Origin of the sequence: Nocardioides sp., assembly GCF_035703625.1 — a bacterium.
In the GTDB taxonomy this organism is placed as follows: Bacteria; Actinomycetota; Actinomycetes; order Propionibacteriales; family Nocardioidaceae; genus Nocardioides.
Genome location: NZ_DASSXS010000190.1, coordinates 1 through 11,148 on the forward strand (window position 1 = coordinate 1; position 11,148 = coordinate 11,148).

An 11,148-nucleotide genomic window follows, 5' to 3' on the forward strand; every position below is an offset into this window, starting at 1 on the left:
GCCCCGCCGGCCAGGGAGCCGACCGTGAAGCCGAGGACGAGGCCGGATTCGTCGGTGAGCAGGACGAGTGCTGCGATGGTCATCGGGACCACCGCAAAGAGGACCACGCAGCCGAGGGCGACCAGCAGCTTGCTGAGCACGATCGTGTGCCGGGAGATCGGCTTCGCGAGCAGATAGGAGATCGAGCCGTCGTCGATCTCGGGCGCGAGGAGCCCGGTCGTGGCGAGCAGCGCGACGAGCGGTACGACGACGGTGAGGCCGAGGTTGCGCAGGACCTCGATCGCGACGAACGGGTCCTCGCCGGCCAGGACGCGGACCAGCGTGGCCAGCCCGATCAGCACCAGTGGCAGCAGGAACAGCAGCACACCGCGCTTGTGGCCGAAGACGCTGCGGGTCCCGAGCCGGACGATGGTGGGGGAGAGGGTGACGGCGGTCATGACGACACCAGGTAGGCGAAGACGGACTCGAGCGACTCGTCGGTGGGGGTGACCTCGAGCAGCCGGACACCATGGGAGCGCGCGAGCCGCGGCAGCGCCTCGCTGAACCGGCCGAAGTCGCCGGCCTCGACCTCGATCCCGCCCTCGGTGCGCAGCAGCACCCCGCGCACGGACGGGTCGGCGACCAGCACCGACGCCATCTTGCGGTCGTCGCCGGTGCGCAGCACGAACCGGTTGGGCCGGTCGGTCATCAGTCGCCGGATCGCGCCGAAGTCGCCCGACGCGGCGTGCCGGCCGGCGACGACCACCTCGATCTGGCGGGCGACCTGCTCGACCTCCTCGAGGATGTGGGAGCTGAACAGCACGGTCCGCCCCTCCGCGCCCATCCGGCGCAACAGGTCCATCAGGTGCATCCGCTGACGCGGGTCCATGCCGTTGAACGGTTCGTCGAGCAGCAGCACCGACGGCTCGTGCACCAGCGAGGAGGCCATCTTGATGCGCTGCCGCATCCCCTTGGAGTACGTCGAGATCGTGCGGTCCTGGGCGTCCGTCATCTCCACCAGCGCGATCGCCGCCTGGGCAGCCGCACCGGGATCGGGCAGCCCGTGCAGCTCGGCGTTGGCGAGCACGAACTGCCGTCCGGTCAGGTAGTCGAACAGCGCCTCCCGCTCCGGCACCAGCCCGATCTGGCGGTAGACCTGCTCGTTGCGCCACAGCGGCTCGCCGTCGAGGGTGACCGTGCCGGTCGACGGCGCCAGGAATCCCGACATCAGCGCGATGAGCGTGGACTTGCCGGCGCCGTTGGGACCCAGCAGCCCGGTCACGCCGGGGCCGATGGTCATCGAGACGTCGTTGACGGCGACCACGTTGCGGTACCAGCGGGAGACCCGGTCGAGGTGGATGGTCGTCATGCCTCGACCTTCCGGTAGCGCCAGAGCATCGCGCCGACCGACCCGAGCAGGACCACGGCGACCATGGCCAGGTGCAGCAGCCCGATGCCGGTGCCGGTCGGGGGCGCCTGCGTGCCGGCCGGCGAGTCGAACAGGAACACCTGCACCTCGTTGACCAAGGTGTACGGCGAGAACAACCCGGCCACCTCCGCCACCGTCTCGTGGCCCTCATCCATCCCGATCCCCTGGATCGACGACACCACGACGAAGCTCACCAGCAGGACCACGATGATCGCCGCCACGGCCAGCCCGCGCCGGGTGGTCAGCGCCGCGACCACCGCGGCCGGCCCGGCCAGACAGCCGGCGAGCAGCAGCGCACCCACCAGCGCCTCCACGATCCGCTCGCTCTCCCGGCCGACCGGCAGGTCGGCGAGCAGGCCGCCGACGTACATCAGCAGCAACGGGGCGCCGATCAGGATGAAGGTGGCGACGATCAGCGACGCCAGCCTGACCAGGACGTACGTCGTCCGGCGCAGCGGCCGGGCGAGGTACAGCGTCAGCGAGCGGAACCGCAGGTCGCGCGAGACCAGGACCGGCGCCTGAGACGCGACGAAGACCGAGATCAGCAGTTGAACCGTGAGCGGATAGGTGGAGTAGGCGACGATCTGGTCGTTGATCCCCAAGAGGTCCTTTGCCTGCACCAGCACCCCCACGAGGATCAGGGCGGGCAGCAGCATCAGCCCGAGCAGGATCATCGGCAGCGCCTTCGACCGGGCGGAGCGGCCGAGGCCGAAGCAGTTGCGCAGCCCGGTGACGAACAGCGCCCACGCGACCCTGCCCTCGCCCAGCCGCTCGCCGGAGTACGGTCGGTAGCCGATGTCGTGGATGACGCCGGTGCGGGACCCCGAGGTGGACCCGGAGGTGGATTCAGACGGGCTGGACACTGCCGGCACCCCCCTCGCGGAAGACGTCCTCGATCCGGTGGTGCCGCTCCTGCATCCGGACCAGCCCGAGCCCGAGGTCGGCGGTCAGGTCGCGCACCACGTCGTACGTCGTCTCGTCGGCGACCTCGACCTCCACCAGCCGGCCGTTGGGGCTGGCCCGCAGGCCGGCGGCGACCAGCGCCTGGCCGAGCAGCCGGTCGGCGTCGTGCCGCCCGTCGACCTCGACCACGAGCGTGCCGGTGGCGTGCATGAAGTCGGTGGTGGCCGAGGACTGCAGCAGCCGACCGGAGTCGAGGACCACCACGTGGTCGCTGATCCGCTCCAGCTCGCCGAGCAGGTGGGAGGTGACCAGCACGGCGATGCCGAACTCGCTGCCGATCTTGCGGACCAGGCTCAGCATGTCGTCGCGGGCGGCGGGGTCGAGGCCGTTGGTCGGCTCGTCGAGGAACACCAGGTGCGGGTGGTGGACCAGCGCCTGGGCGAGCTTGACCCGCTGCTTCATTCCCGTGGAGTAGCCGCCGATCGGCCGGTAGCGCTCCTCGGCCAGCCCGACGTGGCGCAGCACGTCGGCGGCGCGCTCGCGGGAGGCGGCGTACGGGAGCCCCGACATCTGACCGAGATGGACCACCAGGTCGGAGGCGGAGACGTCGGCCGGGAGGCAGTCGTGCTCGGGCATGTAACCCACCAGCGAGCGGATCCGGCCCCCGTCGGTGGCGACGTCGAGGTCGAGGACCCGGGCGGTGCCCTCGGTCGCCGGGACCAGGCCGAGCAGGATCTTGATCAGGGTCGACTTGCCGGCGCCGTTGGCGCCCACCAGGCCGGTGACGCCCTCGCCCACCGACACGTCCAGGGAGTCGAGTGCGGTCACGCGCGGGTAGCGCTTGGTCAGCCCCGCGGTCTCGATCACCCCCACCCGCACAACGTAGCGGCTTGGCGAAAGGTATTAGTCCGTTCCGCCCGGGCGGTTCGGGCGGTTACCTTGGATACGTGAACGTTCAACCCTTGAACCCCGCGCAGGCTTTCTGGGAGGACGTCCACGTCCACCGCGGGGTTCACGGGGTGTCCTGGTGGCAGCGGGTCCCCCGGATGTCACTCGACCTGATCGAGGCCGCCGGCCTCGGCCCCGAGGACCCGATCATCGACGTCGGCTCGGGATGGTCCACGCTGATCGACCACCTCCTCGACCGCGGCCACCTCGACGTCACGGCGATCGACCTCTCGGCCAACGCGCTGCAGGCCGTGCGCGACCGGCTGGGAGGGCGCGACGTCCGCCTCGAGGTCGCCGACGTCCTCGACCTGGACCAGGGCCGCCGCTACGCGCTCTGGCACGACCGGGCCGTCTTCCACTTCCTGACCCGCAGCGCCGACCGCGACGCCTACCGGGCGTCCCTCGACCGCAGCCTCGACGAGCAGGGCTGGGCGGTCGTGGCCACGTTCGGCCCGGCCGGCCCCGAGCGGTGCAGCGGGCTTCCGGTGGTGCGCTACTCCCACGAGGAGCTGGCCGCCGAGTTCCCCGGCTACGAGCTCGTCGCCACCAGCGGGGAGGACCACTTGACGCCCTGGGGGAGCACCCAGCAGTTCACCGCCGTGCTGTTGCGCCGGAGGTAGTGACCGATAGGGCAGGCTGGCCACGTGCACTACGTCGGCGTCGACCTGGCCTGGGGTGACCGCAGGCCCACCGGGCTCGCGGTGCTCGACGACGCCGGACGACTGCGCCACGTGTCGGCCGTGCGCAGCGACGACGAGATCACCGAGGCGCTGGCGGCGTACGTCGAGGGCGACTGCCTGGTCGCGATCGACGCGCCGCTGATCGTCAAGAACGCGACCGGCAACCGTCCGGCCGAGGCCGACCTCAACCGCGACTTCGCTCGCTTCGACGCCGGCGCCCACCCGTCCAACACCGGCAAGCCGGAGTTCCGCGACGGCACCCGCGGCGGCCGGCTCTGCTCCCGGCTCGGGCTGGACCTCAACCCCCGCTCCGGCCGCGCGCGGCGGGCGATCGAGGTCTACCCGCACCCGGCGACCATCGCGCTCTTCCGGCTCGGCCGCACGCTGAAGTACAAGCAGAAGCCCGGCCGCACGCTCGAGGAGCTCAGGTCGGAGCTGACCGTGCTGATGGGACTCGTCGAAGGGCTCTCGGCGGCCGACCCGGCGATCGACGTCACCGGCGACGCCTGGGCCCGGCTGGCGGGGGCCGTCGGGTCCGCCGAGCGCAAGAGCCACCTGCGGGTGGTCGAGGACCAGGTCGACGCGGTGCTGTGCGCCTATGTCGCGCTGTTCGCCGACCGCCGGCCCGAGGACACCACCACCTACGGCGACCTCGAGCACGGCTACATCGTCACCCCGGCGCTCCCCGAGGGGCTGCGGCCCAGCCCGCGGCCGCCGCGCCAGCCGCCCCCGGTGGAGGACCCGGTCGCCAGCGCCGTCCGCGAGTACGCCGCCCGCCAGCCGGTGCTGCGCCGGGCCGCGGAGGAGTTCGCGGCGCTGGTCACGGCGGTCCTCGACGACGCCGGCATCAACTACCTGAGCGTCACCGGACGCGCCAAGGCCGTGGCGTCGTTCGCGGCCAAGGCCGCCCGCACGGTCGACGACAAGCCGGCGTTCGCCGACCCTCTCACTGAGATCACCGACCAGATCGGGATCCGCGTCATCACCTACGTCCAGAGCGACGTCGACGCGGTGGCCGACCTCCTCGACGACCAGGTCGTCGTCCACGACGACCGCGACCTGGGCCGCGAGACCGCGAGCGAGGGACGCTTCGGCTACGCCAGCCGCCACCTGCTGATCGGGCTGGACGCGGCCCGGGAGGGGCAGGCGGCCTACGAGAACCTGCTGGGCCGCCTGGCCCAGGTCCAGATCCGCACCGTGCTGCAGCACGCGTGGGCGGAGTTCGAGCACGACATCCGCTACAAGGGCACCATCCCCGACGAGCACGTGCCCGACTTCGACCGCCGGTTCACCCTCGCCGCGGGGCTGCTGGAGCTGGCCGACCGCGAGTTCTCCACCATCCGCGACCGGTTGCGGCAGGGGATGACCGAGCCCGGTCCCGAGGAGATCGACGACGACCCGCGGATCAGCCCGCGCGAGCTGGCGGCCTACCTGGCCGGCCAGTACGCCGACGCCGGCTGGTCGCGCACCGACCACTACGCGTGGATCTCCGGCCTGCTCCTCGAGCTCGGCATCACCTCCCTGGCCGAGCTCACGGAGGTGCTGCGGCCGATCGACGGCGAGACCCTCAACGAGCGGATGGGCTACCGCTACCCGCCCGGCGCCGTACGCCGACTCGACGACGCCCTGCTCGCGGCCTACGGCGACCAGTACATCGGGCTGCACGGCAACTCCCACCGCGTCCCCTCACTGCGCGCCAGGCTGGAGAAGCTCCGGGAGGACTGAGCCGAACCGGCGTGGTGGTCTAGACAGTCCGCGCGAAGTGCGGGTAGGAAAAGGCGATGGCCCCCATCTCGGAGAACAACCAGAACGACCTGTCCACCCGCGCGTCCGGCCCCACCCGGCGCGTGTTCCTCACCGGCTCGGCGGCCGCGGTCGGTGCCGTCGGCGGTGGTCTCACCGCGCCGGCCGGCGCGGCGTTCGGAGGCGGACCGCTCGACCAGGGGGAGGACTGGCCCGACGGGCCCGGTGTCGCCAACACGCTGCAGGCCCCCGACGCGGAGCTGCGCGCGATCCTGGCCGAGGTCGACGAGGCCAACATCCGGGCGATCGTGGAGAAGCTCGTCTCGTTCGGCACCCGCCACACCCTCTCCTCCCAGGACGACCCCAAGCGCGGGATCGGCGCCGCCCGTGACTGGATCTACGCCGAGCTCAGGAAGTACGCCGCGCGCTCCGGTGGCCGGATGACGGTCGAGAAGCAGACCTTCGTGCAGCCCGCCACCCCGCCGCGGATCCCGGCCCCGACCACGATCACCAACGTGCTGGCCACGCTGAAGGGCTCGGAGGGTTCGAAGCGCACCTACGTCGTCTCCGGCCACTACGACTCCCGGGTCAGCGACGTCATGGACTTCACCAGCGACTCCCCAGGCGCCGACGACGACGCCTCCGGCGTGGCGGTCGCCATGGAGCTCGCCCGGGTGATGGCGACCCGGCGTCCCGGGGCGACGATCGTGTTCGCCGCGGTGGCCGGCGAGGAGCAGGGGCTCCACGGGGCGCGCTACATGGCCCAGCAGTTCCAGAAGTCCGGAACCGACGTCCAGGGCATGTTCACCGACGACATCGTCGGGTCGTCCACGGCCGACGACGGCACCCGCGACGAGCGCAGCGTGCGGCTGTTCGCCGAGGGCGTGCCCACCGACGAGACGCTCGCCGAGGCCAACACCCGCCGCTCGGTCGGGGGCGAGAACGACTCCCCGGCCCGGCAGCTGGCCCGGTTCGTCACCGAGGTCGCCGACAACGACCAGACCGGCATGGACGTGCGGGTGGTCTACCGGCGTGACCGCTACCTGCGCGGGGGTGACCACATCCCGTTCCTCGAACTCGGCTACCCGGCCGCCAGGTTCACCGAGCCCAACGAGGACTACGCCCATCAGCACCAGGACGTCCGGGTCGAGAACGGCAAGCAGTACGGCGACCTCACCCGCTTCTGCGACTTCGCCTACATCGCCCGGGTGGCGAGGGTCAACGGGGCCGCCCTCTGGTCGCTGGCCAACGGCCCGGGCACGCCCAGGAACGTCGCGATCATCACCTCCAACCTGACCAACGACACCGAGCTGACCTGGGACGCCAACACCGAGGCCGACCTGGCCCGCTACGAGGTGGTCTGGCGGCCCACCCTCCAGGACGACTGGACCAACGTCATCGACGCCGGCAGGTCGACCAGGGCGGTGGTCGACCTGTCCAAGGACAACGTGTTCTTCGGCGTCCGGGCCGTGGACACCGGGGGCCACCGAAGCCCGGTGGCCTTCCCGGTGCCGAGGAGCTGACGAGCGATTCATGCGGGGGCGGAACGGGGCGGACGGCCGAAGGTCGCCCGCCCCACTGCCTCATCGGTGGCCGGTCACGTCACTGCGCGTTCACCGCACTCGACGCGTCCGAGAGGAGGCCCATCGTGCCGGCATCGTCGGCGGCGACCGCCTGCACCCGGAACACCACGGACCTCGCGGATCCGAACCCGATGGTGCGAGTACGGGAGGTGTCGCCGGCTCCCGTGGGCTCGTCCAGGAAGACTCGCTTGATGCGGGCGTCGGTCGCGGCGTCGTACGCGGTGATCCGCCAGGCCTCCACGGTGACCCCAGTCGGCTGCACGGGCGCGTTCCACCCCACGGTGGCGTCAACGGTCAGGTCGGTGGGGTCACCTGCTGTCGCGGTGACCCCGGTGGGAGCCACTGGCCTGGCAGCGCCTGCACCTGCCGGCGACAGGGTGCCCGGGGCTGTCCCCGGCCTGCTGAGCCCACCAGCCTCGTTTTGTGCACGCACCTGGATGCGGTACGTCGCTCCGTTCGTCAGGTTGGGGACAGCTGTGGTGCAGGCAGTGGTGCACGACGGAACGTTGACGCTGGTCTCCACGTTGCTCGTGGTGTTGACCGCGGTCACCTTGTAGCCGGTGATCGGCGAACCGTCGGGGATGGCTGTCGCCGGGGTCCACGACGCCGTCGCCGACTGGTTGCCGGCCGTCGCGGTCACGCCGGTCGGTGCGTTGGGTGCCGCGGCAGACGGCCCCTGGGGACAGCCGCCGAACCCAGGACCACCGAGCTCGCCGAACTCGGAGATGGTCAGCCCCTGCCGGTTGCCCGCGCCGTCCGTGACCTGCCAGCTGAGTGCCCGCATCTGGCCCTCCGCGGCCAGGTCACGCATCGCAGTGGCCTCGGCCGCCGTCGTGTCGCCGTCCGTCACGAAGTGGTACGTCGCGCGGAAGGTGGTGGACGTCGGGGCCGTGAGCGTCGAGGTGTACGGACCCGGGCGCGCCGGAGCGCGGATGTCGCGTCGCCCGATGTCCGTGTCGTTCATGTCGGGGTTGACGATGCGCTGTTCGATGCGCGACAGCGGAACGGTGCCGCGCGTCCCCTCCACCACGAGGTCGAACGCGCCCACCTTCCTGAATCCGTTCCCGTCCGCCTGAGCCGTTACCTCGGGCCGTTGGGTCCTCGTCGAGTCGGAAGCGCCGCCGGGGAACGACACGCGCACGACGTCGCCGGGCTTGATGTCGGGAGTCACTCCCTGCCAGCAGACCCCGCCGGGGTGGTTGATCTCCATGGCCGGGTCGCCGGCCCCGATCCTGCCCACGGCGCGGCTGGTCTCGACGCCGCCGCGGGTGACCGTGACGACGGCCTGCTGGCCCACCCTGCCTTGGTAGCCCTCGATGGTGACGAAGTCACGCTGTGGGAACACGACAATGTTGTTCGGCGCGGCCGGTGGCTCGGCCGCCTGGGTCGCCTGGCCGGCGATCATCGCGATGCTGGCGGCGGCAAGTCCGACCAGTGTGGTCTGTGCGAGAGCGCGGCGGAACCGGCTCTGGGCAGGTGCTGTTGACAGGTTCATGCGTCTACCTTTCGGCGCTTGTGCGTGCGTGTGCGTGCGCGGCTCAGGGCAGACAGGGTCAGGGTCCCCCAACAAACCTTCCTGACAGTTCGGCCGCAGGATGGCGCTTCGTTAATTGCGGCCGAGCAAGAAGATCCGCGAGACGTGTCAAATGGGCGCAAAATCGCCTCAACAGCTGTCCAGCCCGCTTGATGACGTCCTCGTCATGCTTCCCAAATACCATAGGGGGGTATAGTGTGTGACACCGACACGATCTCAACAGGCCGGGAGCGCACAAGATGGACGCAGAGATGCAGGCAGAGGCCGGGCACCAGCACGGCTACATCGGCAGCAAGGACGCCTACCTCAAGCGCCTCCGCCGGATCGAGGGGCAGGCCCGCGGGCTGCAGCGGATGGTCGAGGAGGAGAAGTACTGCATCGACATCCTCACCCAGGTCTCCGCGATGACCAAGGCGCTCCAGTCGGTGGCGCTGGGCCTGCTCGACGAGCACCTGAGCCACTGCGTGGTCGACGCCGCGCGTGAGGGCGGCCGGGAGGCGGACGAGAAGGTCAAGGAGGCCTCCGACGCCATCGCCCGGCTGGTCCGCTCCTGACCACACACACGAGAGAGGGCACCATGAGCGACACCCGCACCTACACCGTCCAGGGCATGACCTGCGGCCACTGCGTCTCCTCGGTCACCGAGGAGGTGCAGGAGATCCCCGGCGTCGAGCGCGTCGACGTCGCGCTCGAGACCGGCGCGGTCACCGTCACCACCAGCGAGCCCCTCGACGACGCCGCGATCCGTGCCGCCGTCGAGGAGGCCGGGTACGAGCTGGCATGAGGATCACCGGGCCGGTCCGAGTCGCCGGCTTCGTGGTCGGGCTCGTCGCGGTGTTCGCGGCGGCGCTCGCCGTCGGGAGCGCCTTCGGCTCCGGGGGCGAGCCGGTCGCCGACGACATGTCCGAGCACGTGGAGTCCGGCGACGCCAGCCAGGACGCCGGCCAGGACGCCGGTCACGACGCCGGCGATTCGCCGGTGATGGACGAGGAGATCCCCGGGGGGCTCATGGTCTCGGAGGCCGGCTACAGCTTCCGGCTGACCGACGCCCGCGCCGGGTCCGGGCGCGGCGTCCCGGTCAGCTTCACGATCGAGGGTCCCGACGGTCGCCCGGTGACGGCGTACGACGTCGACCACGGCAAGCAGCTCCACCTGGTCGCCGTCCGGCGCGACTTCGACGGCTTCCAGCACGTGCATCCCACGCTCGCCGAGGACGGCACCTGGTCCACCGAGCTCGACCTGACGCCGGGCGCGTGGAGGCTGTTCGCCGACTTCAACCCGACCGGGGGGGTCGGCCTCACCCTGGGTGCCGACCTGTCCGTCGCGGGCGACTACCAGCCCCGGCCCGAGGCCGCGCAGGTGCGCACCGCCCGGGTCGACGGCTACACCGTCACCCTGGACGGCCGCCTCGAGCCGGGCGCCGACTCCATCCTGACCCTGGCCGTGGCCCGCAACGGCCGGCCGGTCACCGACCTGCAACCGTATCTCGGCGCCTACGGACACCTGGTCGTCCTGCGCGAGGGCGACCTGGCCTACCTCCACGTCCACCCCGACGGCGCCCCCGGCGACGGCACCACCGAGCCGGGGCCGGAGGTCGAGTTCGAGGCCGCGGTGCCGAGCAGCGGCGACTACCGGCTCTTCCTCGACTTCAGGCACGACGGGGTCGTCCACACCGCCGCGTTCGCGCTCCCCACCGGCGGTACCGGGAGTTCGGGTGGCGGCGCCGAGGAGGAGTCCCATGGCCACCACCACTGACCGCCAGACCGCCGACGTCGAGCTCGAGATCACCGGGATGACCTGCGCGTCCTGCGCCAACCGGATCGAGCGCAAGCTCAACAAGCTCGACGGCGTCGTCGCCACGGTCAACTACGCGACGGAGAAGGCGAAGGTCAGCTACCCCGGGCCGTTGTCGCCCGAGGACCTGATCGACACCGTCCGGCAGGCCGGGTACGACGCCGCGCTGCCGCGCCGTACCGAGGAGGGGCCGGCGACGGCGCCTGACGACCCGACCCGCTCGCTGCGCCACCGGCTGCTCGTCTCCGCGCTGCTGACCGTGCCCGTGGTCGCCATGGCGATGGTCCCGGCGCTGCAGTTCACCTACTGGCAGTGGCTCTCGCTCACGCTCGCGGCGCCGGTCGTGGTGTGGGGCGCCTGGCCGTTCCACCGCGCGGCCTGGCTCAACCTGCGGCACGGCACCTCGACCATGGACACCCTGATCTCGATGGGGGTCCTCGCGGCCTTCGGCTGGTCGCTCTACGCGCTCTTCTGGGGCACCGCCGGCATCCCGGGCATGACCCATCCCTTCGAGCTGACCGTCCAGCGCACCGATGGCGCGGGCAACATCTACCT

Annotated in this window: 12 protein-coding genes; 7 read left to right on the plus strand and 5 right to left on the minus strand. The window is 71.4% G+C overall.

What is annotated here, in order from left to right; translation table 11 throughout:
• From VFN12_RS09435 to VFN12_RS09450, 4 genes are all read right to left on the minus strand, one after another.
• On the minus strand, positions 1-437 hold a 437-nt coding region (locus VFN12_RS09435), incomplete at its 3' end, for an ABC transporter permease subunit (RefSeq protein ID WP_325118394.1).
• Positions 434-1,348, minus strand: coding sequence for an ABC transporter ATP-binding protein (locus VFN12_RS09440; RefSeq protein WP_325118396.1), 915 nt, complete (start codon positions 1,346-1,348; stop codon positions 434-436). The genes VFN12_RS09435 and VFN12_RS09440, both read right to left, overlap by 4 nt.
• Positions 1,345-2,271 (minus strand): ABC transporter permease, encoded by a 927-nt coding sequence (locus tag VFN12_RS09445; RefSeq protein ID WP_325118397.1) that lies wholly within the window; start codon positions 2,269-2,271, stop codon positions 1,345-1,347. The genes VFN12_RS09440 and VFN12_RS09445 overlap by 4 nt, the downstream gene beginning before the upstream one ends.
• Positions 2,255-3,184: an ABC transporter ATP-binding protein gene (locus VFN12_RS09450; protein WP_325118398.1), complete on the minus strand. Its 930-nt coding sequence runs from the start codon at positions 3,182-3,184 to the stop codon at positions 2,255-2,257. The genes VFN12_RS09445 and VFN12_RS09450 overlap by 17 nt, the downstream gene beginning before the upstream one ends.
• Before the next feature lie 74 nt (positions 3,185-3,258).
• Between VFN12_RS09450 and VFN12_RS09455 the strand changes: the two genes are divergently transcribed.
• Genes VFN12_RS09455 through VFN12_RS09465 form a run of 3 tightly spaced genes read left to right on the plus strand, consistent with a single transcriptional unit; the run spans position 3,259 to position 7,205 of the window.
• Positions 3,259-3,879 (plus strand): class I SAM-dependent methyltransferase, encoded by a 621-nt coding sequence (locus VFN12_RS09455; RefSeq protein WP_325118399.1) that lies wholly within the window; start codon positions 3,259-3,261, stop codon positions 3,877-3,879.
• A gap of 24 nt (positions 3,880-3,903) precedes the next feature.
• Positions 3,904-5,664, plus strand: a complete 1,761-nt coding sequence (locus VFN12_RS09460) for a DUF429 domain-containing protein (RefSeq protein ID WP_325118400.1) — start codon at positions 3,904-3,906, stop codon at positions 5,662-5,664.
• Between the two features lie 56 nt (positions 5,665-5,720).
• A complete protein-coding gene (locus tag VFN12_RS09465) occupies positions 5,721-7,205 on the plus strand; it encodes a M28 family metallopeptidase (protein ID WP_325118401.1) in 1,485 nt (494 codons plus the stop codon).
• 79 nt (positions 7,206-7,284) lie between these two features.
• On the opposite strand, the gene VFN12_RS09470 is transcribed toward VFN12_RS09465, so the two are convergent.
• Positions 7,285-8,760: a fibronectin type III domain-containing protein gene (locus VFN12_RS09470; protein ID WP_325118402.1), complete on the minus strand. Its 1,476-nt coding sequence runs from the start codon at positions 8,758-8,760 to the stop codon at positions 7,285-7,287.
• 278 nt (positions 8,761-9,038) lie between these two features.
• On the opposite strand from VFN12_RS09470, the gene VFN12_RS09475 reads away from it, so the two are divergent.
• The 4 genes from VFN12_RS09475 to VFN12_RS09490 form a co-directional block, all read left to right on the plus strand.
• Positions 9,039-9,353 carry a metal-sensitive transcriptional regulator gene (locus VFN12_RS09475; protein WP_325118403.1) on the plus strand — a complete coding sequence of 105 codons (315 nt, stop codon included), beginning with the start codon at positions 9,039-9,041 and terminating at the stop codon, positions 9,351-9,353.
• 23 nt (positions 9,354-9,376) lie between these two features.
• Positions 9,377-9,583, plus strand: a complete 207-nt coding sequence (locus tag VFN12_RS09480; protein ID WP_325118404.1) for a heavy-metal-associated domain-containing protein — start codon at positions 9,377-9,379, stop codon at positions 9,581-9,583.
• Positions 9,580-10,554 carry a hypothetical protein gene (locus VFN12_RS09485; protein WP_325118405.1) on the plus strand — a complete coding sequence of 325 codons (975 nt, stop codon included), beginning with the start codon at positions 9,580-9,582 and terminating at the stop codon, positions 10,552-10,554. The genes VFN12_RS09480 and VFN12_RS09485 overlap by 4 nt, the downstream gene beginning before the upstream one ends.
• Positions 10,538-11,148: cation transporter (locus tag VFN12_RS09490; RefSeq protein ID WP_325118406.1), on the plus strand; the 611-nt coding region annotated here is incomplete at its 3' end. The genes VFN12_RS09485 and VFN12_RS09490, both read left to right, overlap by 17 nt.

Coding starts and splice junctions, on each gene's coding strand:
- VFN12_RS09440 (WP_325118396.1), bottom strand. CDS start 1,348: ATGACGACCATCCACCTCGACCGGGTCTCCCGCTGGTACCGCAACGTG.
- VFN12_RS09465 (WP_325118401.1), top strand. CDS start 5,721: ATGGCCCCCATCTCGGAGAACAACCAGAACGACCTGTCCACCCGCGCG.
- VFN12_RS09470 (WP_325118402.1), bottom strand. CDS start 8,760: ATGAACCTGTCAACAGCACCTGCCCAGAGCCGGTTCCGCCGCGCTCTC.
- VFN12_RS09475 (WP_325118403.1), top strand. CDS start 9,039: ATGGACGCAGAGATGCAGGCAGAGGCCGGGCACCAGCACGGCTACATC.
- VFN12_RS09480 (WP_325118404.1), top strand. CDS start 9,377: ATGAGCGACACCCGCACCTACACCGTCCAGGGCATGACCTGCGGCCAC.
- VFN12_RS09485 (WP_325118405.1), top strand. CDS start 9,580: ATGAGGATCACCGGGCCGGTCCGAGTCGCCGGCTTCGTGGTCGGGCTC.